At 43.8% G+C, this 22,248-nt stretch carries 23 protein-coding genes and 7 tRNA genes; 9 read left to right on the forward strand and 21 right to left on the reverse strand.

Features of this window, described 5'->3' with window-relative positions:
• Positions 1–21 precede the first annotated feature (21 nt).
• From ybeY to miaB, 3 genes are read right to left on the reverse strand one after another with little or no spacing between them, the layout of a single operon-like run.
• Complete coding sequence (gene ybeY / locus ACXAGK_RS08760; RefSeq protein ID WP_474855708.1) at positions 22–498, reverse strand: rRNA maturation RNase YbeY; 477 nt, start codon at positions 496–498, stop codon at positions 22–24.
• Complete coding sequence (locus ACXAGK_RS08765; RefSeq protein ID WP_474855709.1) at positions 495–1,706, reverse strand: PhoH family protein; 1,212 nt, start codon at positions 1,704–1,706, stop codon at positions 495–497. Before ACXAGK_RS08765 ends, ybeY begins: the two co-directional genes overlap by 4 nt.
• 30 nt (positions 1,707–1,736) lie before the next feature.
• On the reverse strand, positions 1,737–3,170 hold the full coding sequence (miaB, locus tag ACXAGK_RS08770) for a tRNA (N6-isopentenyl adenosine(37)-C2)-methylthiotransferase MiaB (protein WP_474807655.1): 1,434 nt from the start codon (positions 3,168–3,170) through the stop codon (positions 1,737–1,739).
• A gap of 306 nt (positions 3,171–3,476) precedes the next feature.
• Between miaB and ACXAGK_RS08775 the strand changes: the two genes are divergently transcribed.
• The 3 genes from ACXAGK_RS08775 (at position 3,477) to ACXAGK_RS08785 (ending at position 5,419) form a co-directional block, all read left to right on the forward strand.
• Entirely contained in the window at positions 3,477–4,676 is a 1,200-nt protein-coding gene (locus ACXAGK_RS08775; protein ID WP_474855712.1) for an FAD-dependent monooxygenase, read from the forward strand.
• On the forward strand, positions 4,676–4,852 hold the full coding sequence (locus tag ACXAGK_RS08780; RefSeq protein ID WP_162889809.1) for a hypothetical protein: 177 nt from the start codon (positions 4,676–4,678) through the stop codon (positions 4,850–4,852). The genes ACXAGK_RS08775 and ACXAGK_RS08780 overlap by 1 nt, the downstream gene beginning before the upstream one ends.
• Before the next feature lie 84 nt (positions 4,853–4,936).
• Complete coding sequence (locus tag ACXAGK_RS08785) at positions 4,937–5,419, forward strand: hypothetical protein (protein WP_474855713.1); 483 nt, start codon at positions 4,937–4,939, stop codon at positions 5,417–5,419.
• A gap of 88 nt (positions 5,420–5,507) precedes the next feature.
• Here ACXAGK_RS08785 and ACXAGK_RS08790 read toward each other — a convergent pair whose 3' ends face one another.
• Entirely contained in the window at positions 5,508–6,098 is a 591-nt protein-coding gene (locus tag ACXAGK_RS08790; RefSeq protein ID WP_474855715.1) for a TetR/AcrR family transcriptional regulator, read from the reverse strand.
• A 152-nt stretch (positions 6,099–6,250) separates the two neighbouring features.
• Here ACXAGK_RS08790 and ACXAGK_RS08795 point away from each other — a divergent pair, with 152 nt between their 5' ends.
• A complete protein-coding gene (locus ACXAGK_RS08795) occupies positions 6,251–6,802 on the forward strand; it encodes a carboxymuconolactone decarboxylase family protein (RefSeq protein WP_474855717.1) in 552 nt (183 codons plus the stop codon).
• 109 nt (positions 6,803–6,911) lie between these two features.
• Here ACXAGK_RS08795 and ACXAGK_RS08800 read toward each other — a convergent pair whose 3' ends face one another.
• Positions 6,912–7,385, reverse strand: coding sequence for a hypothetical protein (locus tag ACXAGK_RS08800; protein ID WP_474855719.1), 474 nt, complete (start codon positions 7,383–7,385; stop codon positions 6,912–6,914).
• A 14-nt stretch (positions 7,386–7,399) separates the two neighbouring features.
• The gene (locus tag ACXAGK_RS08805; protein ID WP_474835261.1) at positions 7,400–7,582 is read right to left on the reverse strand and encodes a hypothetical protein; all 183 of its coding nucleotides are present in this window, start codon (positions 7,580–7,582) and stop codon (positions 7,400–7,402) included.
• Between the two features lie 184 nt (positions 7,583–7,766).
• Between ACXAGK_RS08805 and ACXAGK_RS08810 the strand changes: the two genes are divergently transcribed.
• Complete coding sequence (locus ACXAGK_RS08810) at positions 7,767–7,937, forward strand: hypothetical protein (RefSeq protein ID WP_474835263.1); 171 nt, start codon at positions 7,767–7,769, stop codon at positions 7,935–7,937.
• A 502-nt stretch (positions 7,938–8,439) separates the two neighbouring features.
• The gene (locus ACXAGK_RS08815) at positions 8,440–11,001 is read left to right on the forward strand and encodes a TonB-dependent receptor plug domain-containing protein (protein ID WP_474855721.1); all 2,562 of its coding nucleotides are present in this window, start codon (positions 8,440–8,442) and stop codon (positions 10,999–11,001) included.
• Between the two features lie 200 nt (positions 11,002–11,201).
• Here ACXAGK_RS08815 and ACXAGK_RS08820 read toward each other — a convergent pair whose 3' ends face one another.
• A complete protein-coding gene (locus tag ACXAGK_RS08820; RefSeq protein ID WP_474855723.1) occupies positions 11,202–11,786 on the reverse strand; it encodes an acyl-CoA thioesterase in 585 nt (194 codons plus the stop codon).
• A 92-nt stretch (positions 11,787–11,878) separates the two neighbouring features.
• Between ACXAGK_RS08820 and ACXAGK_RS08825 the strand changes: the two genes are divergently transcribed.
• Both ACXAGK_RS08825 and ACXAGK_RS08830 read left to right on the forward strand, forming a co-directional pair.
• Entirely contained in the window at positions 11,879–12,499 is a 621-nt protein-coding gene (locus ACXAGK_RS08825) for a flavin reductase family protein (protein WP_474855725.1), read from the forward strand.
• A 50-nt stretch (positions 12,500–12,549) separates the two neighbouring features.
• Positions 12,550–13,206, forward strand: a complete 657-nt coding sequence (locus ACXAGK_RS08830) for a cupin domain-containing protein (protein ID WP_474855727.1) — start codon at positions 12,550–12,552, stop codon at positions 13,204–13,206.
• A gap of 182 nt (positions 13,207–13,388) precedes the next feature.
• Here the strand turns inward: ACXAGK_RS08830 and ACXAGK_RS08835 are convergent, their stop codons facing one another.
• From ACXAGK_RS08835 to ACXAGK_RS08890, 12 genes are all read right to left on the reverse strand, one after another.
• Entirely contained in the window at positions 13,389–14,795 is a 1,407-nt protein-coding gene (locus ACXAGK_RS08835; protein WP_474855729.1) for an alanine/glycine:cation symporter family protein, read from the reverse strand.
• A 342-nt stretch (positions 14,796–15,137) separates the two neighbouring features.
• Positions 15,138–15,213 (reverse strand) — tRNA-Gln (locus ACXAGK_RS08840).
• 4 nt (positions 15,214–15,217) lie between these two features.
• A tRNA-Leu gene (locus tag ACXAGK_RS08845) sits at positions 15,218–15,302 on the reverse strand.
• Between the two features lie 33 nt (positions 15,303–15,335).
• A tRNA-Met gene (locus ACXAGK_RS08850) sits at positions 15,336–15,412 on the reverse strand.
• 52 nt (positions 15,413–15,464) lie between these two features.
• Positions 15,465–15,540, reverse strand: a tRNA-Gln gene (locus tag ACXAGK_RS08855).
• 4 nt (positions 15,541–15,544) lie between these two features.
• Positions 15,545–15,629, reverse strand: a tRNA-Leu gene (locus ACXAGK_RS08860).
• A 35-nt stretch (positions 15,630–15,664) separates the two neighbouring features.
• Positions 15,665–15,741: transfer RNA gene (locus ACXAGK_RS08865), tRNA-Met, on the reverse strand.
• Positions 15,742–15,912: 171 nt separating this feature from the next.
• A complete protein-coding gene (locus ACXAGK_RS08870; RefSeq protein WP_474855731.1) occupies positions 15,913–16,884 on the reverse strand; it encodes a peptidylprolyl isomerase in 972 nt (323 codons plus the stop codon).
• Positions 16,885–17,050: 166 nt separating this feature from the next.
• The gene (ychF, locus tag ACXAGK_RS08875) at positions 17,051–18,142 is read right to left on the reverse strand and encodes a redox-regulated ATPase YchF (RefSeq protein WP_474855733.1); all 1,092 of its coding nucleotides are present in this window, start codon (positions 18,140–18,142) and stop codon (positions 17,051–17,053) included.
• 41 nt (positions 18,143–18,183) lie between these two features.
• On the reverse strand, positions 18,184–18,765 hold the full coding sequence (pth, locus tag ACXAGK_RS08880) for an aminoacyl-tRNA hydrolase (RefSeq protein ID WP_025254772.1): 582 nt from the start codon (positions 18,763–18,765) through the stop codon (positions 18,184–18,186).
• 5 nt (positions 18,766–18,770) lie between these two features.
• A complete protein-coding gene (locus tag ACXAGK_RS08885) occupies positions 18,771–19,403 on the reverse strand; it encodes a 50S ribosomal protein L25/general stress protein Ctc (protein ID WP_474807632.1) in 633 nt (210 codons plus the stop codon).
• A gap of 322 nt (positions 19,404–19,725) precedes the next feature.
• Complete coding sequence (locus tag ACXAGK_RS08890; RefSeq protein ID WP_474855735.1) at positions 19,726–20,181, reverse strand: ribose-phosphate pyrophosphokinase; 456 nt, start codon at positions 20,179–20,181, stop codon at positions 19,726–19,728.
• A gap of 619 nt (positions 20,182–20,800) precedes the next feature.
• Here ACXAGK_RS08890 and ACXAGK_RS08895 point away from each other — a divergent pair.
• Positions 20,801–21,109 (forward strand): hypothetical protein, encoded by a 309-nt coding sequence (locus ACXAGK_RS08895; RefSeq protein ID WP_474855737.1) that lies wholly within the window; start codon positions 20,801–20,803, stop codon positions 21,107–21,109.
• 75 nt (positions 21,110–21,184) lie between these two features.
• Here the strand turns inward: ACXAGK_RS08895 and ACXAGK_RS08900 are convergent, their stop codons facing one another.
• Together ACXAGK_RS08900 and ACXAGK_RS08905 are read right to left on the reverse strand one after the other, a co-directional pair.
• A complete protein-coding gene (locus ACXAGK_RS08900; RefSeq protein ID WP_012517998.1) occupies positions 21,185–22,132 on the reverse strand; it encodes a ribose-phosphate pyrophosphokinase in 948 nt (315 codons plus the stop codon).
• Positions 22,133–22,165: 33 nt separating this feature from the next.
• Positions 22,166–22,241 (reverse strand) — tRNA-Gln (locus ACXAGK_RS08905).
• Positions 22,242–22,248 lie beyond the last annotated feature (7 nt).

Consider the following 22,248-nt stretch of genomic DNA (forward strand, 5'->3'; position numbering starts at 1 on the left):
ACAAATGGTTATGGTTATTTGTTAATCGTTGACTTCATAAGGGTTATCTATGCCAAGGCTAGCAAGAATATCAATTTCTTTGCTTTCCATTTCCTCGGCATCTACATCGTCAATATGGTCATAACCCATCAAATGCAATAGCCCATGAACCGTCATGTGCGTGTAGTGATCGCTCACTTTCTTTTGCTGTTCTTCAGCTTCACGGCTAATGACCGGGGCACAAATAACTAAGTCGCCTAATAAGTTTAATTCAATGCCCGGAGGCGCTTCGAAGGGAAACGATAGCACGTTTGTCGGTTTGTCTTTGCCTCGGTACTCATGGTTGAGGCTTTGGCTTTCTGCTTCGTCGGTAAAGCGAATGGTGACTTCTTGCCCGTTCAACCCTTCATACTTGAGCACAGCATTAGCCCAAAGCTCAAGTTCTGAAGGTGACGGAATGGCAGATAAGATAGTCTCGTCACCTTCAAACGCTTGTTGCACATCAATAATGGCTGTCACGATGCACTGTCATCTTTGGTTTGAGCGTCGTTTGATTGCTCAGGGCTGTTACCATCAGTTAGCTCAGGGCTGTTACCATCAGTTAGCTCAGGGCTGTTACCGTTAGTTAGCTCAGGGCTATTATTACTAGTTGGCTCAAGGCTATTGTCAGTACTAGGCTCAAGGCTGCGCGCTGATTGTTCACGCTGAACACGCAACGCTTCTTCTTTTTTCGCTTTTCGAATACGCTCTTGCTCAGCGTCATGCACTTCGTAAGCTCTTACAATGCGCGCAACCACAGGGTGGCGAACCACATCTTCAGCATGGAAGAAGTTGAAAGAAATGTCATTTACTTCGCTTAATACCTCGATGGCGTGGCGAAGGCCTGATTTGGCACCGCGAGGTAAGTCTACCTGCGTGATATCACCAGTAATCACCGCTTTCGAATTAAAGCCAATACGGGTTAAGAACATTTTCATTTGCTCTACCGTGGTATTCTGGCTTTCATCCAAAATGATAAAGGCGTCGTTTAGCGTACGACCACGCATATAGGCTAACGGCGCAACTTCAATAACATTACGCTCCATCAGCTTTTCAACTTTCTCGAAGCCAAGCATTTCAAATAGGGCGTCGTAAAGCGGTCGCAAGTAAGGGTCTACTTTTTGCGAAAGATCGCCAGGCAAGAAACCAAGCTTTTCACCTGCTTCAACCGCGGGACGGGTAAGCAAGATTCGGCGAATTTCTTGGCGCTCAAGCGCATCGACAGCAGCGGCAACAGCAAGGTAAGTTTTACCTGTTCCGGCAGGTCCAATACCAAAGGCAATATCGTGGTTAACAATGTTTGCCACATACTGCGCTTGATTAGGGTTACGCGGCTTTATAACACCGCGCTTAGTTTTAATATTGATCTCTTTGCCATAACCACCCGTTGCGTCTTTTTCAATAACGCGGGCTTCTTGAATGGCAAGATGAACTTGCTCTGCTTCTAGCTCAGGAATACGACCCTTAATAGGTTGTGTTTCTATATAAAGAAGCTTAAGTAATTCGCTAGCACTTTTTATTTGCTGCGGTTCACCCAACACCTTGAACGCGTTATTTCGGTAAGTAATTTCTACTCCCAGCCTGCGCTCAATTTGTTTAATGTTGTCATCAAAGGGGCCACATAAACTCGACAAACGTTTGCTATCTGCCGGTTCTAAATCAAATTCGTTACTAACCAATGTACTCAAGCTACTCTTTTCCTCGCTATAAAATTGTTTTTAGGCTGGGTTAAATTGACCCACGCCAAGTTCATTAGGCAAATCTGCCTGATGCTTTGCCATGATAGATTGGGGCGAAACTGCAACACGCAAGCCCATTTCACTTTCTCTGCGCACAACTTCACCACGTAGTGAGTTGGTAAATACGTCTGTGATGTTTACATCAACGAATTCGCCAATCATGTCAGGTGTGCCTTCAAAGTTTACTACACGGTTGTTTTCAGTACGTCCAGAAAGCTCCATTGGGTTTTTCTTAGACGGGCCTTCAACCAAAATTCGCTGCTCAGTGCCAACCATGTGACGCGCAATACGAAGTGCTTGCTGCGTAATACGCTGCTGTAGTAAGTGAAGACGTTGCTTCTTAGTTTCTTCACTTACATCATCCACTGCATCGGCAGCAGGTGTACCTGGGCGAGCACTGTAAATAAAGCTGAAGCTAAGGTCGTAATCCACGGCCTGAATTAAATCCATAGTAGCTTCAAAGTCGGCATCGGTCTCACCAGGGAAGCCAATGATGAAGTCGCTCGACAAGCTAATGTTCGGGCGAATTTTTTTCAGCTTACGCATTTTCGACTTATATTCAATTGCCGTATGGCCACGCTTCATCAGGTTCAAAATACGGTCAGAACCGCTTTGAACAGGCAAGTGCAGGTGGTCTACTAACTCAGGGATAGACGCGTATGCTTCAATGATATCGTCAGTAAACTCAACCGGGTGAGATGTGGTGTAACGAATACGGTCGATGCCATCGATAGCAGCTACTAGCTCTAGTAATTCAGAGAAACGACAAATTGTGCCGTCGTAATTGTCACCGCGATACGCGTTAACGTTTTGACCAAGAAGGTTTACTTCACGTACGCCTTGACCTGCAAGCTGTGCAATTTCAAGTAGCACGTCATCAACAGGGCGGCTTACTTCTTCACCACGGGTGTACGGTACTACGCAGAACGTACAGTATTTTGAACAGCCTTCCATAATTGAAACGAATGCCGTGGGGCCTTCAGCACGTGGCTCAGGCAGGCGATCAAACTTTTCAATTTCAGGGAAGCTCACGTCAATCACTGACTTTGCGCCGCCTTGAAGTTCGTTGATCATTTCAGGCAAACGGTGCAGCGTTTGAGGGCCAAAAACCAAGTCTACGAACGGCGCACGTTGGCGTATAGTGTCACCTTCTTGTGAAGCCACACAGCCGCCTACACCAATAATAAGTTCAGGCTTGTCTTGCTTTAACGTCTTCCAGCGACCAAGTTGATGGAAAACCTTCTCTTGCGCCTTTTCACGAATAGAGCAGGTGTTAAGCAAGATAACATCGGCTTCTTCAGCACTTTGTGCAGCGCTAAAGCCGTGCGTTGAGTCTAGTAAGTCTGCCATTTTTTCCGAGTCGTACTCGTTCATTTGGCAGCCCCAGGTTTTGATATACAGCTTTTTAGTCATAACAACTATTCGATAACCTGTTAGTGTTCCTGTAAGTGAATGCAGTATCACCTTGGTTTAGCTAAGGTGTCTGCCAGAATGTTATTCTGCATAGGGCGTTTAGAGCGCCCATGCAAAAAGCATCGGAAATGTCAGTTACAGGAAGATGTTCAAAATAGCCGCATATTTTACCTGTTATGCAGGCATATTCCCAGTGTCTTACGACGATTCGTGAAGAATTGATCTAAGCCAAGCCTGTTGTACGTTTTACTTCACAGCGCTTTGTGTTTTAAGACATAATGCAAGTGCGTGTTTTAAGGAGAGTAAATGGTCGATTTTTGTATAAATGGCGGTGGTATGGTGGGTGCAGCACTCGCCCTAGGTCTGGCCCAACAGCAGTTTAAAGTAGCGGTAATCGAGCCTTATTTACCTGCAACATATAATGCAGAAGATGGCCCAGACTTGCGGGTCTCAGCTATAAGCGAGGCATCGGTTACCCTATTAAAGGCATTGGGAGCTTGGGAGCATATTGCTGCCATGCGCGTTAAACCCTACACTGGTTTAAGTGTATGGGACCATCCGTCTCATCGAACAGATTTTACCGCACAAAGTATCGACATGCCTCAGCTGGGTTTCTTTGTAGAAAACCGATTGTTGCAATTAGGTTGCCACGAAGCACTAAAACAGTATGACAATGTTGAGCTTATTAGTGGCCACACAGTGCAAGACATTCAGTTAGCCAATACTGCTACCGTTAAACTATCTAATGGCAAAACGATAGAGGCTAAGTGGCTTATTGGTGCCGATGGTGCAAACTCTCAGGTAAGAAAGGCGGCCGGTATTGGCACCACAGGTTGGCAGTATGCACAACAGGCAATGGGTATAACAATCAAAATGGAAAAGCCTGTAGAGCCTGTGACCTGGCAGCAATTTACCTCAAGCGGCCCAAAAGCGTTTTTGCCTATGTTCGACAATTATGCCTCGCTTGTGTGGTACGACTCGCCCGACGAACTAAAACGTATAAAAAGTTTAAAAGCGAGCCAACTTGAAAGTGAAATCCTTAAAACGTTTCCTGATGAACTCACTAAAAATGACAACAGCTTTTCTGTTGTAGATAAAGCGGTTTTTCCGCTGACCCGTTCTCATGCTAATCACTATGTTAAAGGCTGCTGTGTGCTAATTGGCGATGCAGCGCACACCATTAATCCATTGGCGGGGCAGGGTGTGAACTTAGGCTTTAAAGATATAGAGGCGTTTTTATCTGTTACCGCTAAGGTTAATTCCAACCACAGCACTGGTGAACTTTCGCTTACGGATAAACGATTTTTGCAAATGCTCACCAACAACTATGAAAGGCCACGAAAGCGAGATAACTTGGTAATGATGAGCGCAATGGATGGTTTCTATACCTTGTTTAGTAACGATATTGCCCCCATTAAATGGGTAAGAAACCAGCTGCTTTCTGTGGCGCAGCGCATCGAGCCTGCTAAACAACAAGTGCTTAAATATGCGATAGGGTTACGATAATGGAAGTATTAATTTTACTGGCTGTATTGTTCGGTGCATTGGCATTAATTATACCGCTAATTGAGCGCTCTAAGATGCGTATCAGTAATGAAGACGCGGCCAAATGGGCAAAGTGGATTTGGCCTTTAATGGGGATTTTGCTTGTTGCGCAATTATTGCGTTTGCTCTTCTCCTAAAAACTTTTGCTTAGGTTTGTAAAGTTACAAAATCTTGCCATTTGATTAAGCTAACTCTATTCATAATTAAAAAGGTTCAAAGGAATGACCGTACAATTCTCGCAAGGGTTCTCTAATCAATGTCCGTTAGTGAGTTTAAAAGGCTATAGCCTCTACTATATTTGGCAAGGGCACCCATCAGAAGAAGGCGAAAAACACTTTTATCAGTTGAAGAGTAAACCTGACCCCGAAAAGGTTGAGGTGATGTCAGCTTGTTGGGATGGCTATACAGGCAGTTACCAGCTGAGTGTTGAAGGAAGGCTTGTTCTTACTCATTTTTATTATTATCTTCCCGACGGTTTGGGGGAGTCTGATGCCTTACTTGAGGAGCTGCAAGGCGACTTTTACTTAGAGTTTAGAACCCACTTTGAAGGTGACCAGTTATACGTCCCCTTTGTCGATGGTAAAGTAATTGATGACCAAGAACAGTGGGTTGAAATAAAGCGGACCCAATTTGATTCAAAAGCAAGCGAAAACAGTTTTTTCGCTTGGATAAAGAGAGTCATTCCGGGTCGTTTGTTTAATTAAGCCATATTCTATGCAACTGCTTTTAAAGCACTTATTATGAAAATGCGCAGTTTCAGCCTTTTTCAGCCCCTTTCAGCCGGCATTCACTTCAATGTGTTTGTTGAGGCCATTGCCCTTTTAAATCGATCATTACTTTGTCGATCATCTGAATAGTTGCTGCGTTTTCATCTTGCATAAGCGCAAAAGCACGTAAACCTACGAATTGATTTTGAAGCCACTCTGCGGCCAGTTTCGTTGGTGTATGTTCGGGCAGCTCACCTTTCTCGATACAGGCTTCTATAATATCTCTGAAACCAGCCTTAAGAGTTTGCATGCTTTTTAGCACTGCTTTTTTGGCAACGTCACCAATGATATCTAGTTCTGCAATAGACTTAACTAGCAAGCACTGACGCATATAGCGCTGTTCATCAGGGCCAGTTAATGCCGTTTCAAAAAAGCTGTAAAGCGCATTTAAAGGCGATTCGGCCTTTGCTACTTGCTCTAAACGGTCTGCGCTATTTTGTGCATACTGTTCAATAACAAGCTTGAATAAACCTTCTTTACTTTGAAAGCGAGCGTAGATACTGCCGGGGCGCATATCTAACGCTTGTTGAATATCGCGCATACCCGCAGCATGAAAGCCTCTTTGCCAAAAAAGTGTGGTGGCTTTTTCAATAATGTCATCGTGATCATATTTCATAGCTGCATACCTTATACGTGAATATTTTGAACATGTGTTCAATTATCACTTGAACGATCGTTCAAGTAAACCTATTATTGATCCCACTTCAAAGAGGTAAGGGTAACCAAAAGGGTTACTTTAATTTCTAGTCACATCAATAGGAGAGTGATATGAGCGATTTTAAATTACATACAAAAGAGACAGCGCCAGAAGCGGCAAAGCCATTAATTGATAATTCGGTAAGCGCATTCGGCATGCTGCCTAACCTACATGCAGTAATGGCAGAAGCGCCAACGTTGCTTGAAGGTTATCAAGTACTACACAAGCTAGCGCAAGAAACGTCGTTTAACGCAGAAGAACTAACAGTAGTTTGGCAGGCAGTAAACGTAGAACACGCATGTCATTACTGTGTACCAGCGCATACCGGCATTGCTAAAAGCATGAAAGTAAGTGATGACTTAATTGAAGAGCTACGCAACGATGAAACACTGTCTGATAGCAAATTGAATACGCTAAAAGAGACTGTACTTGCCGTAACTCGCGGACGAGGCAATGTTGATAGTGCGCAGCTAGATGCGTTTTACAGTGCTGGCTACAAGCACCAGCAACTACTTGAAATTATTCTTATTTTGGCGCAAAAAGTGATGAGTAACTATACAAACCACTTAGCCGAAACACCGGTTGATGAGCCGTTCAAGCAATTCGAATGGTCACCTAAATAAGAAGTCCATTTCAGAGAAACAAAGGCTCCGCTTTTGTTTCTCCACTGATTATTGTGCTGGTCGTTACTTGTACAAGCGCAAGCATCTTAAAACGGCCAGCAACCCCGCACTAAAAAATACATAAATTAGAATCGCAGAAAGCATGACATTTTTCTTCACTGGATTTTTCCAAGTTTGACTGCGCTAGCTGAATGGTCTTAATTAGCCAACGTTTAGCTGCATCTGTGTCGTTAAACACTTCAACGTTATCTCCAGCTCGCTCGTAAATACTGCTGAAATGTTGCGTGGCGAAACTGGGCGAGTTTGACTTTTCAACAATAAGCGCCGTGCCTACTCTACCGTTTTCTATATCTTTTTTTACAAGCTCAATAAGGTGTGCCTCTGCATCAGGCACATGTATGGGTTCACCATAAATGCTTGCCATGGCTCCCCATGGGGCGCCGCTTAGTTCTTGTAATACCGACTCCGCTTTGTCGGTTGAGTGTTGAAGCGCTTCAATATTCCACGGGCCATGTCCTTCGAGAATGAGTATGCGATCTTCCCGGTGAACATACACTTCACCGTGGGGCATGAAACGGGTCATTTTAACCAGCTGATTTATGAAGCGATTGGTAGCTGCGGCTCAAGCTCTTCAGCAGTATTAAGAGCAACTATTTCTTCATAACCTTTTTGTTGAAGCAGGGCTTTTAAGTCATCTCGTGATGCACATTTTGTGTGCTTGGCAAGTGCAATAGCTTCAATGAAACAAGATAGGTGAGTTGTTGATTGTGCCTGTGTCATATACTTCTCAATTTGTTGCGTTGACGGGACAACTTTGTCTAATACTCAAGTCACTCATGTGACGTTTATGTGACTTTTTTATGAAAAAAATTTAGAAAAGTTCATTGTTAACCTTGAAATGTATATACATTGAATATACATTTATGATTCGAATTGGTGCTTCTTACCTATGAAAGCGGTCGAGATGTCTGAAAAAAACAATAAAAAGAAGAAAAAGAATAGTCAGATGATTATTCGAATTAATGACGAAGAAAGAGCGCAATTTATTGCGCTTTGCGATTCTTTGGATACGTCTGCGGCTCGTGAAGTAAGGCGCTTTATTCGTGAATTCATTGAAGAACACAATGAAGAATAAATGCTGATAATCAGCAATACACTACAGAAGAAACTAAGGATATAAAAATGGCTAAGAAAAAAGAAATCAAAAAAGAGATGAAAGTAGCTAAAGCAAAAATTGCTAAGCAAGAAAGCAAACTAAAAAAGCTAAAGAAAAAGCTAAAAAAAGCGTAACGTGTAGCGTACTGCTTTGAAAAGGTGGCCAAGGCCACCTTTTTTCGTATTTACATTAGACAAATCAGTAGCTTCACGTTTTAGTCCCGTAAACTCTGCCTGTTATCGATATTTCTAAATTAATACAACTTTAGTATTGTGTGGGAGAATATTTTTGTGATTTACTCACTGCTAGGCATTTTTGCTTATCACTTCTAATAATTATAAGTCTTTTCAGACAACTCGACGTTTAGCAGTACCCCAACAACAGAAAAAGAAAATGTATCTGTAGGTCTTTTTTCTATTCGATAGAGTAAAAAGCATACTTTTCAAAGCAGTAAACACATATAAAATTCAGGAACATCACAATGCAACAGGCTAAATTTAACGCTTCTGTTTTTAAGCTTTCCTTAATTGCTTCTGCAATAGCAGGAATGCACTTTTCCACTTCAACACTGGCACAAGAGCAAACTACAGTTGATGAGCAGGATGTTGAACAAATTCAAATCGTAGGTTCTCGCCGTGTAGGCCGTACTATCAATGACTCTCCCGTTCCTATCGATATCATCGATGCTTCTTCGATAGAAGCGACGGGCTTAACTGAAACCAATATGATTTTGAATCAGTTGCTGCCAAGCTTTAACTTTCCTCAACCCTCTGTTACCGATGGTACAGATCACGTGCGACCAGCCCAGCTGCGAGGCTTAGCACCTGACCATACCCTGGTATTGGTAAATGGGAAACGCCGTCATACTTCAGCGCTGCTTAATCTTAATGGATCGGTAGGGCGAGGCTCGTCGGCAGTAGATTTAAACGCTATTCCTGCTAACGCTATCAAACGAATTGAAGTATTGCGTGACGGTGCTGCAGCGCAATATGGTTCAGACGCTATCGCTGGCGTAATCAATATTGTATTGAAAGACGCCGCTGAAGGTGGCGAAGTATCGGCGACTTACGGTGCTAACGTGACGACTATGGACGGCGTACCTAACCTTGAAGGGGTAAGTATTGGCGCTGACGGTAATTTAGCATTTGAAGAAGGCAGTGACCGAGAGGTAACCGACGGTCAAACCTTTACCCTTCGCGGTAACATGGGTTTTGAGTGGGGGGACGATGGCTTTGTAAACGTTTCTGCAGAATATCGCGACCGCGGCCAAGCAAATCGCGCAGACTACGATCAGCGAGAAAACTATGCCCGCGATGCAGAGGGTAATTTAGATCCTCGTGAGCTTACGGTTAATCGCTACAACCACGTTTATGGAAACGGCGAGGTAGAAGACTACGCACTGTTTATCAATGCGGGTAAAGCACTCACCGATAGCATTGAGTTTTACACTACAGCCGGTTATAGCACTCGTGACTCTCTTGGCAGTGGCTTTTATCGCCGAGCTCAAGATTCGCGTAACATTGTTGAAATATACCCAGATGGTTTCTTACCTTCTATCCAAACCGATATTACTGATATGTCGCTTATCGCTGGAATTAAAGGTTATGGGGATGTCTGGAATTACGACCTATCGTTAACTCACGGTGGTAACGAGCTAGAGTACGGTGTAGTAAACACATTAAATACGTCACTGGGTCCAACAAGCCAAACTGAGTTTGATGCTGGTACGCTTGAGTACGATACCACTATCATTAATGCAGACGCGTCTCGATTGGTGGATACTGGCTGGTTTTATAGCGAGATGAACTTCGCAATGGGAGCAGAATACCGTCACGAAGGTTACGATATCACAGCGGGTGAAGAAAACTCTTACATTCAAGGTACCTTTGGTCCTGGTGGAGTGGTAACCGACCCAATAGACGGGCCATTTGGCGCAGCTGGCGCACAAGTGTTCCCTGGCTTTACTCCAGAATCAGCAGGTGATAACAGTCGCCATAACTACAGCTTTTACGTTGATGTAGAAGCTGATGTTGTAGAAAACTGGAACGTAGCAGTGGCAGGGCGCTATGAAGATTATTCTGATTTTGGCAGCACGTTTAACTGGAAAATGTCACACCGTGTAACGCTTAGCGATGCATTTGCCCTTCGTGCGTCGGTATCAACAGGCTTCAGAGCGCCGTCTCTTCAGCAGCAGTATTTTACCTCTATTGCCACCGTATTTGTTGATGGCGAGCCAACTGAAACTGGCACCTTTGCACCATCAAGTGAGGTTGCACAAGCGCTTGGTAGCCCGGGCTTAGATGCAGAAGAGTCGAATAACTACAGTGCAGGTTTTACCTACTCGCCCACAGCGGACTTCAACTTAACCGTAGACTTCTACCGCATTGATATTGATGATCGTATTGTGCTGTCTAACAACCTTTCGGGTGAAGCAATTGAAGCCTTGCTAGAAGGCACTGGGGCAAATCGTGCACGCTTCTTCTTAAACGCTATCAATTCGCGTACAGAAGGTGTCGACATTGTATCTACTTACACCTTGAATACATCTGACTATGGAGCGTTTAACTTTAATGCCGGAATGAACTTTAACGACAACGAAGTGACCGACATTTTAGATGCTCCTGACGTATTGCAAAGCGCTGGCTTCGATCAAGACAATCTGTTCAGTGATGTTGAGCTTCGTCGCTTTGAAACAGCGTCACCAGACAGCAAGCTGAACTTAGGTGTTACATGGAATTACGACCGTTACACAACCACGTTACGCACTACCCGTTATGGTGAAGTTGAAGACCCTTCTTCAATTGAAGCGCGCAATGAAATTCTACCTTCGGAATGGATCACAGACTTGGATGTTCGCGTTGCATTAACCGATGGGCTAACGGTTTCTGTAGGTGCTAATAATGTCTTTGATGTATACCCAGAGCCAACGCGAGACCTGGTTGATGAAGTAACGACTTTCTCTCGTCTGTTTTCTTACTCAGGCTTCTCGCCGTACGGTTTCACCGGCCGCTTTGTTTACGGAAAAGTTGCGTATCGTTTTTAATTAAGTGCTTTTAATTGAGCGCTTAGGATAAACGTAGAAATACTAGAGTAGTTAATGTGAAAGCCCCCTAAGGTTAGTTATACAACCTTAAGGGGCTTTTTATTTGCGGGTTAAGACGCGATTGACTGTCAGTGCAACATAGTGAAAATTAATTGCGAGTTGCGGTACTGCTATAAGCCCTTAACTTTCAAATTTACTCTCTAATCTTCAACGTTTTGTTTTGCCGGCACGTCATCCCGGTCAAAAGTAACGGTGCATCTATGCGCATCGAGAAGCGCAAAGTCTTCTTTAGGGATAAAAGCGTCGTAATCACGTTGAAGTTTAATTTGCGCTTCTTTACGGATTTTACTGCGGCGGATAGCAGTGACAAAGTTGCGCATTTCATAATGTGTGGACAGCTCAAGTTCAGGAACGGCCACAGGTTTACCGCTTTCATCTTTGGCTACCATGGTGAAGAAGCTATTGTTAGTATGCTTAACCTCGTTCGTTTTTATGTTTTCAGTGGTTACCTTTATCCCCACAACTAACGAGGTGTTCCCGACATAATGCACAGTAGCATCTAGGTGAAGAAGGTCACCAACCTCAACGGGCTGTAAAAACTCAACGCCGTCGACAGTTACCGTAACGCAGTAGGCGCCTGCATGCTTACTTGCACACGCGTAAGCGACTTTATCCATTAAAGATAAGATAACACCACCATGTACTTTTCCGCCAAAATTAGCGAATGACGGTACCATTAATTCAGTAAGTCTTGTTCTCGAAAATGCGACACTTCGTGCAGTCATAAACAACCTTTAATCTAAAGCCCTTGAAAAACGCCGTGTAAGCGTTCATATCAGTAGTAGTTTTACCCTACCACACATTTTAAGGAATGGTTTTGTCACAAACGCATTTTTATCAACCAAAAGAAGGCCATGGCTTAGCTCACGACCCCTTTAACGCGATTATTGCCCCGCGCCCCATAGGGTGGATTTCTACAAAATCAAAAGCGGGCGTGCTAAACCTTGCCCCTTACAGTTTTTTCAATGCCCTTAATTATACACCGCCAATTATCGGCTTTTCTGTAGTAGGTAGTAAGAAGGACTCTTTGATAAACGTGCAGGATACAGGCGAGTTTTGCTGGAATCTCGTATCGCAAGATTTAGTTAATGCGATGAATACAACAAGCAAGCCTTTAGCACCAGAAGAAAGCGAGTTCGACCACGCTGGACTTCAAACTGTAGAAAGCGAAATAGTGCAGGTTCCTCGGGTGAAAGCCAGTAAGGTGAGCATGGAGTGTAAGCTTACCGATGTGGTACAGCTTAAGTCAGCCACCGGCGATGAAGTAAATAGTTGGTTCATTATGGGCGAAGTAGTGGGTGTACATATTGATAAGTCGCTAATTGAAAACGGTGTTTACAGTACGCTAAAAAGCGCGCCAGTGAGTCGTGGCGGCGGACGAGGTGATTACTACACTATATCCCAAGATAATTTTTTCGAAATGCTAAGACCTGAGTAACGGTCTTTAAGAAAATAGCGACAACGCGCCAATACCAATCGGTGACCTAAATGTTAAATATGAACTTTGATGAACGCTTAGCTATCAATACACAAAAACAAGAGTGGCAGCCGTCGCCGTCTTCCACGGTTTGGCGTAAGCCGTTAGAGCGGGAAGCAAAAGAGTCAGGCCATACAACTAGCGTGGTGAAATATGAGCCTGGCGCTAACTTTAAACAGCATAGCCACCCGTACGGAGAAGAAATTCTAGTGCTTGAAGGTGTGTTTTCTGATGAGCATGGAGATTATCCTGCAGGCACTTACCTGCGCAATCCACCAGGCAGTAAACACAGCCCGTTTAGTAAAGAAGGCTGTGTGATATTGGTTAAACTGAATCAATTCGATAAGCGCGATTTAGCTGAGGTTAGAGTGAACACTAATACAGCAGAGTGGCTGCAAGGGCAGGGCGCTTTAGAAGTGATGCCGCTTCACAACTTTGAGCATGAACATGTTGCGCTGGTTAAGTGGCCTGTTGGCGAGGTATTTAAGCCCCACAAGCATTTCGGTGGTGAAGAAATATTTGTACTGTCGGGGACGTTTAAAGACGAACACGGTGAATACCCAAAAGGCACGTGGATTAGAAGCCCGCATATGAGCCAGCATCATCCGTACGTTGATGAAGAAACAATAATTTGGGTTAAGACAGGGCATTTGCCGGTAGCTTTGTAAATTGTTATCGCTTCGTTTCTAAACTTAAGTGTCTGGTTTTTTAAGTGTATACCGTACAGGTAACCTGTTTGAGGTAATTAAACGCTAGATACGAGAAAGGCTAACGCGAGGTTAGCCTTTCGTGCCAAAACCGACTTTTTAATCGTTATTTAGTGATTGCCGCCTCTCAATAAACGAAAGGCTTAATCCCAAATACCATCTTCTGACTTACCCTGTATTTCACAGTCACCCACCTTGTATTCCATGTTGGCGCCAGTGTCTTTTTTCTTAAAGTAGTCTTTGCTGATAGAAACAATAGTAGGGGTCATCCATACAATAGCGATGATGTTGATTACCGTCATTAAACCTAACGCCATATCGGCCATTGCCCATACCTGAGGTAGCGCTGCCTGTGCGCCCCAGTAGATCATGCCCAAGTAGCCGATGGTGTAGACTGCGCGGCCTACTTTGTTATCTAGCTTGAACATGTGCAGGTTACTTTCGCCATAGGCGTAGTTTGCTACTACAGATGTAAATGCAAATAAGCTGATGGCGGCTGCCACGAAGTCGGTACCGCCTTCGCCTAGATGACTGCTCATGGCGTCTTGGGTTAGGCGTATGCCTTCCATTTGATCAGAGCTTGAACCGCCAGCAAGTAGAATGATAAAGGCAGTAGACGTACACAGTATTAGTGTATCTAAGAAAACACCCAGCATCTGAATGTAACCTTGAGAAACCGGGTGATTAGGGTTTGGAACAGCACTTGCTGCTGCGTGTGGTACCGAGCCGCTACCCGCTTCATTTGAATAAAGACCACGCTGAATTCCATTTTTAATGGCAGCACCTAGTGCGCCAGCGCCAGCTTCTTGTAAACCAAACGCAGACTTTACGATATCAAGCAGCATAGCCGGCAGTTCGGAAATATTAATGAAGGTAATGGCAAGCGCCACTAGCACGTAGCCAATCCCCATGAAGGGAACCACAAACTCGGCAAAGCGGGCGATGCTTTTAAGCCCTCCCACTACAATTAACGCTGCCAGTGCAATAATGGCCAGGCCAACATATTCAGTAGGGAAAGAGTACGCATTGTTTAATGCATCGGTAATGGTGTTAGCTTGAACGGCACTGAAAACAAAACCGTAGCCAAAGAACAAACATAGCGAGAAAGCAACGGCTAGCCAGGTTTTGTTCAAACCTTGCTTTATATAGTACGCAGGGCCGCCACGGAACTCGCCGTTTTCGTCACGTACTTTATAAAGCTGACCTAATACACTTTCAGCAAAGCCAGTGGCCATACCAAGAAGGGCAATCATCCACATCCAAAAGATAGCGCCAGCGCCACCTAGTGATATAGCAACCGCAACGCCAGCTAAGTTACCCGTACCCACACGGGCAGATAAACTGGTACATAAAGCTTGAAATGAACTGATCCCATCTTTAGAAGAGGTGTTACTGCCTTTAAGCAGGCTGAACATATGACCGAAATGTCTAAGCTGTACACCGCCTAGTTTTACGGTAAACCAAATACCACATGCCAGAAGCATGATAATGAGTACTTGGCCGTCACCCCAAAGAATATTGTTAACTAATGAAACGAATTCGTTTATCACGCACTTTCCTTCGTTATTGTTTTAATAGCTGCTCGGCGTGTAAAGATGAACTGAACATGACAGGTGCGTTGTCAGAACAAACGCTTCAGTTTAAGCAAACATATATTTGCTAAACCTTAGGATAAGCCGAGCTATATCGATAAAGGACTAATACTAGCACGACAGTTAAATGATTGGACAATGAAAACGTACTGAAACTATGACGTTTTATGCTCGCATATAGCAAATTTATTCATTTAGAAGGGAAAGGGCGTAGAGTTTTTAACTAAAATCTATAAGCACTTTTTAGAAGGGGTAAGCACAAAAAAAAAGCCGCTCAATAGAGCGGCTTCTTCAAGAATATGGCTGGGGTAACAGGACTCGAACCTATGAATGGCGGGATCAAAACCCGCTGCCTTACCAACTTGGCTATACCCCAAATTTGGTGCGGAAGGAGAGACTTGAACTCTCACGCCGTGAAGCACTGGAACCTAAATCCAGCGTGTCTACCAATTCCACCACTTCCGCAATGTAGACTTCCAATTAAGGAATGTAAAAAGTTGGTGGCTACGGCGAGATTCGAACTTGCGACCCCATCATTATGAGTGATGTGCTCTAACCAACTGAGCTACGTAGCCTTAACTTTTATCTTCAATAAAAAGCCGCTCGATGAGCGGCTTCTCAAGAATTTGGCTGGGGTAACAGGACTCGAACCTATGAATGGCGGGATCAAAACCCGCTGCCTTACCAACTTGGCTATACCCCAGTCGTGGTGCGGAAGGAGAGACTTGAACTCTCACGCCGTGAAGCACTGGAACCTAAATCCAGCGTGTCTACCAATTCCACCACTTCCGCGCAGCTAGACTTTCCTAAAAGAGATAACAGAGAATTGGTGGCTACGGCGAGATTCGAACTTGCGACCCCATCATTATGAGTGATGTGCTCTAACCAACTGAGCTACGTAGCCTTGCTATTCTCTTCCCTCTCAGGAAGTGGCGCGTATTATGCGTATATGACTGGCAACCGTCAACCCCTTTTTTACTAACTTTTTTTAAATGCTCATTAAGTGTGCGCATTAGGGCGAAATACGCACAAAAAGCCGTGAATTTGAACAACTTGTAAGGGTTTAAGTACCGATTTACAAAGTTTTGTCACTGGCTTTTGTCTGGTAATAACACACGTCAATAGGGCGCGGGCCATAGGTATTGTCATGAAAAAACGGGTTATCTAGGTTTTTTCCTGTATTCACCCGTTTTTTATATTCTTCATGATGAGGAGTTTGCAGGAAATAAGGTGTTGCATTGCTAGTATGCACAAAAGCCTGCTTTATTTTACTCTCTTGGGTAATGTCATCTAGTACACCACCTGTGTCCATATTGCCTCTAGGTAATTTTTGAAGCACATCCATACCTTTCACTACACGACCTACCACCGACATATTTCTATCTAAATGTCGCGGAGCTTGCCCAATTACAATATAAAACTCTGTACTGGCGGTATCTTTCTCGCTATTACGAGCAAACGCCACAACGCCAGGGCAGTGAAGCCCCCACATTTCTTTACGGCTTTTATCAATGCCCACAGGGAAGCCGTCTAAAAAGCCAGTATTAGGTGCAAACATATCTTTAGATTCAACGACGTTTACATTGCTGTTAAGTGGCTGAGTAAATTCAGCGCTTATTGGCTTAAGCAGATTTGCTGCAAATTGAGATGTGTCGTGGGTATCATTGCTGCCAGCCTGTGCCACAAAGCCGTCTACTACACGATAAAACGCTTGCTCGTTGTAAAAGCCTGCCTCTATAAGGGCTTTGAACCTAGCCACATGCTTTGGCGCAAGGGTAGGGTGAAGTGCAATAACCACGTCGCCATGTGCGGTTTTGAAGGTTACCGTATTAGCTTGGGGTACCTGATACCAACTGTCGGCATTGCTTACCAACGTTGGCGCTATTTCGCCGCTGCTGATGCTAGATTGTGTGTTTTCCGCTTTAATCGAAGTTTCACTGGCAATGGAAAAAGTAGCAAAGCTTAGTAAACATAACGTTCTAACCGAGGCTTTAAAAAGGGGAGGGCGGTTTTTTAGCTGTGTGTCTCGCTGCGATTTATTTTGCATTAACGCGAACTGTTGTAAATTGCTAAGCTGTTTTAGAATCATTATAAGGGCCGTTAGTTTTTTGTCAGTTATATCAGCCCTATGAAAGCTTCACAATTTTTTACGGCAAACAAAAAAGCCACCTTGCGGTGGCTTTAGTAAACAGCACTAATTTCTACATTAGAAATTATACGTTAAAGCGGAAGTGGATAACGTCACCATCTTTAACAATGTAGTCTTTACCTTCAAGACGCCATTTACCTGCATCTTTAGCACCTTGTTCGCCGTTAAACTCCACAAAGTGGTCGTAGCTCACGATTTCGGCGCGAATAAAGCCTTTTTCGAAGTCGGTGTGAATTTTACCCGCGGCTTGTGGTGCAGTTGAACCTTCAGGGAAGGTCCAAGCGCGCACTTCTTTAACACCTGCAGTAAAGTAAGTTTGAAGCGTCAGCAAGTTATAACCGGCACGAATTACGCGGTTAAGTCCAGGCTCTTCTAAGCCCATGTCCTGCATAAATTCTTCGCGCTCTTCATCTTCAAGCTCCGCAATATCAGACTCAATAGATGCACAAACTGCTACTACTGTAGCATTCTCGCCTGCTGCTATCTCTTTTACTTGGTCAAGGTACGGGTTGTTTTCAAAGCCGTCTTCATTCACGTTAGCAATGTACATGGTTGGCTTAAGGGTAAGCATGTTCATGTAGCTGATTGCCGCCAGTTCTTCTTTACTAAGCTCAAGTGAACGAAGTAATAAGCCTTCATCTAGGTGCGGCTTAATCTTTTCAAGCACTTTCATTTCGTACTTAGCATCAGCGTCGCCGCCTTTAGCGCGTTTTGCTACACGGTGAAGTGCTTTTTCTGTGGTTTCTAAATCAGATAGCGCAAGCTCGGTGTTAATAACGTCGATGTCATCTTTAGGGCTAACGCGACCTGCAACGTGAACAATGTTTTCATCGTCGAAGCAGCGTACTACGTGACCAATAGCGTCGGTTTCACGAATGTTCGCTAGGAATTTATTACCTAAGCCTTCACCTTTAGATGCGCCTTCTACCAAACCCGCAATATCAACGAATTCCATGGTAGTGGGAATAACGCGCTGTGGGTTTACGATTTCAGCCAACTTGTCCAAACGAAGATCTGGCACAGGTACTACGCCTGTGTTTGGCTCGATGGTACAGAAAGGGAAGTTGGCCGCTTCGATACCTGCTTTTGTTAATGCATTGAAAAGTGTTGATTTACCTACGTTTGGTAGGCCAACAATACCGCATTTAAAACCCATGGTATGGATCCTTAGTTTGGAAAAGTGAAAACTGGCTAGGTTTACCCTTTGTGAGAGTGCAACCTGTTTTGTGCTTGCTTAAGGTCTTCTTTCAGCAAAATTTCTGTACAGCGTACCGCTTCATCAACGGCGCTTTCAATAGCTGCCTTTTCATCTGCTGGTGGCTTACCAAGAACATGGCCGGTTACTCGGCTTTTATGACCTGGATGACCAATACCTATGCGCAAACGCAAAAAATTCTTGTTGTTACCCATTTTAGCCACAATGTCACGTACGCCGTTTTGACTAGAACTTCCACCCACTTTGTATTTTGCTACTCCGGGGGGCAAATCTAATTCGTCAAATGCTACTAATATTTGTTCTGGTTCTATACGGTAAAAATTAGCCAGTGCTGCTACGGCTTGTCCACTTTTATTCATAAACGTAGTGGGGTAGAGCAAGCGGACATCTTTGCCAGCAATAGTAATGCGAGCAGTCTTACCGAAGAATTTGGTTTCTGGTTTTAGCGGGGCGTTATAGGTGTCGGCAAGTTGGTTGAGAAACCATTCACCGGCATTGTGTCGGGTATTTTCATATTCGGGGCCTGGATTACCCAGGCCCACGATTAGGCGGATATCAGCCAAGAGGATTATTCCTCTGAAGCTGCTTCTTCGCCGTCTTCTTCTGTATCAGCCGCTTTAGGAGCAGGCTTAACAGTCACAACTGCTAGGTCGTGAGCTTCGTCGTTCTTAGCAAGTTCTACTGAAGAAACGCCAGCTGGAAGTGTTAAGTCAGAAAGGTGTAGCGTTTGACCCATTTCAACAGCAGCCATATCTACTTCGATGAACTCTGGAAGGTTCTTAGGCTGACAAGTAACTTCAATTTCAGTTACGTGGTGCTCAGCAATACCGCCAGCTTTAACAGCAGCAGAAGCTTCTTCGTTTACGAAGTGAATTGGAACGTTAGTGTGAACGTCTTGACCAGCGATAACACGTTGGAAGTCAATGTGCATGATCTTTGGCTTGTACGGGTGACGCTGCATGTCTTTAACTAGAACTTCAACAACTTTACCGTCTAGGTTTAGTTCAAGAACGTGAGAGTAAAACGCTTCAAAGTCAGCAGAGTTGTTAACTTTGTTGTGATCTAGAGTGATAGAAACTGGTGCTTCTTCACCACCGTAGATGATACCAGGAAGCTTATCTTCGCGACGTAGGCGGCGGCTCGCACCTTTCCCTAGGTCTGTACGAACAGAAGCATCTAGTTTGAAATTTGCTTCAGACATTGTCTGTCTCCAAAAAATATAAGTCTAATGATGTGGATTTTTGCGACCAAAACCCACTGTAATTCGATGTTTATCACGTTTGAAAATACATTCTTACGCACAATAAACCATCAGCCCAAAATTCAAGGGCGGCGAATTCTAACACCACCCACTACAACATACAATTACCAACGCAGATAAAAATAGAAGCGAAAAGTATAAAACGACGTTGCCAATATTAAAAACGCGCCGAAGCGCGCTTTTATTCTATCAAGAACAGCAAAGTCAGGTTTCTATCTGGCGTTATTCCAATAACAGGCTACTTGCCTAGCACGAAACACGTCTATTTCGTTTGCAGGTTATCAATGACTTTGCTGGTATCAAGCACCTTAACGCTTGATACTTGAAGTACAGTACCAAATTGGGTGAAGGTCATCAGATCGGGCTTAGGTGTACCTTTAACTTCCACAACAAGGCCATTTTTTTGATAAGTTTCATCTAATCCATGTAGGGTGTAACGATCGCCATTCTCTGCAATAAACGCATAAAAACCGCCTTCTAGATCTTTATAAATAATGCTGCCTTTCATAGAAACTTCACCTTTTACGTTCTCTTCAACGGCTTCAGCCTGTGTAACAGGCTCAGCAACCAGTTCTTTAGGCATAGATTCAGCCTTTGTGTCCATTTGTTTTTCTTTATCTACCAAGGTGACGTCCTTATTAGCTTCTTCTTCAGAGCAAGCTACAAGTGTAAGTGCAGAAGTAAAAATAAGTGCGAGTTTAAGGCGGTGTGTTTTCATTCTTATATTCCTCTATTTAATAAAAGTAGGGTTTTATCGTTAGCTTTCAATTAGCGCCCAGTTAGAATCGAATCTACAGCAGTGCATAACTTTGGCTTTTTACCGATTCAAGCTTTTCTTTATTTAACAGTCTTCCATGGTGTTTAAGTAATTTCTACAAAAAACGCAGATACCTATATATCTTTTTCACGTTTCAAAAAGTAGAACGCATTTCTTTGAATAAAAAATGTTTTGATTTTTACAAAGGCAAAGAACTTTTACGAAGCCGTTAAGAATGTTTTTATTTCACAGGAAGTGACTAAGAGAAAAGTTTATAAATATTTGCTTAAACCGCTGTTTATAGGGAGTGGCAATAACATTTTATACTAGGCGATGTAGCAAAATCATAGAACTTTATTTACCGGTAAAGGCAAAATAGGCTGAAGTGAAGTTTCATCCTCCGCGCTCCCCCCTATATTATAAAGTGATTGGCACAGAGCCTGCTTTATTAACATCGACTTATGTAATAACAGCGCCCGGGGCTTACTTATTTAGTCCAAAGGTAATGTATTACGCAGCTAGCATAATCTCCATAACCTTATTTGGGGATTATCAAAAGCAACGTTTTTAAGGAGAGAAAATGAAGCACTTAACTAAAATTTTTGCAGTATCAAGCTTGGCACTAGCGGCAACTGCATGCGATGTTAACAAAACTGAAGATGGTGAAATGCCTGATGTTGACGTTGAGTCTGGTGAACTACCGGAATATGAGGTAGAGAAAACCGATGATGGACAAATGCCAGACGTTGATGTTGAAGGTGGCGAAATGCCTGAATATGACGTTGATACGATGGACGTTGACGTAAAAACGAAGACTAAAGAAGTTGAAGTACCTGTTGTTGACGTGGATATGCCAGAAGACGACGAAGAAGACGAAACGGGTAACTAAACAAAACTTCCCGTAAAAGAAGCGAGTGAAACAGTGCTTATTTATATCACTGTTTCACTCGTTTTTTAGTTTGAATTAGTATTCAAACATCGCTGAAATAGATTCTTCGTTGCTAATGCGACGAATGGTTTCAGCAAGCATCTCAGAAAGAGTAAGCTGTTTTACCTTTCCGATTTGCTTCATATCCGCACTTAATGGAATTGAGTCGGTAACGATAATCTCGTCAATAACAGACTCTTTAAGGTTGTTTGCAGCGTTACCCGAAAAAATAGCGTGAGTAGCGTAAGCATAAACACGGCGTGCACCATGTGCTTTAAGTGCTTCTGCTGCTTTTGCAAGCGTACCGCCTGTATCAATCATGTCATCAACGATGATGCAGTCTCTATCTTTAACGTCACCAATAATGTTCATTACCTGAGCCACGTTCGCTTTAGGGCGACGTTTATCGATAATAGCAAGGTCGGTGTCGTTAAGTAGTTTCGCAGTAGCACGTGCACGAACAACACCGCCAATGTCAGGAGAAACGACAACAGGGTCGGCAAAGTCACGTCTTACCATGTCAGCAAGAAGGATAGGAGTACCGAAAGCGTTGTCCACCGGAACATCAAAGAAACCTTGAATCTGTTCGGCGTGTAGGTCGATAGTAAGAACGCGGTCAACACCAACGTTAGACAGGAAGTCAGCCACTACTTTCGCAGTAATTGGCACCCTAGCTGAACGAACACGACGGTCTTGGCGTGCATAACCAAAGTAAGGAATAACTGCTGTAATACGACCAGCGGATGCTCGACGTAGTGCGTCGATCATCACAATAAGTTCCATAAGGTTATCGTTAGTAGGTGCACACGTAGACTGGATAATAAAAACGTCCGAGCCACGGACGTTTTCATGAATTTCTACGCTAATTTCACCGTCACTGAAACGGCCAACTTTGGCATTTCCAAGTTTGGTATAGAGGCGATCGGCGACTTTCTGGGCAAGTTCTGGTACGGCATTACCTGCAAAGAGCTTCATATCTGGCACAAGTGGTTCCTCAGTGCGTTGATAAAAGAGGTTTGGCTGGGGTAGCAGGACTCGAACCTACGAATGGCGGGATCAAAACCCGCTGCCTTACCAACTTGGCTATACCCCAATTTTTA

Source organism: Alteromonas sp. ABM1_013 (assembly GCF_056160505.1).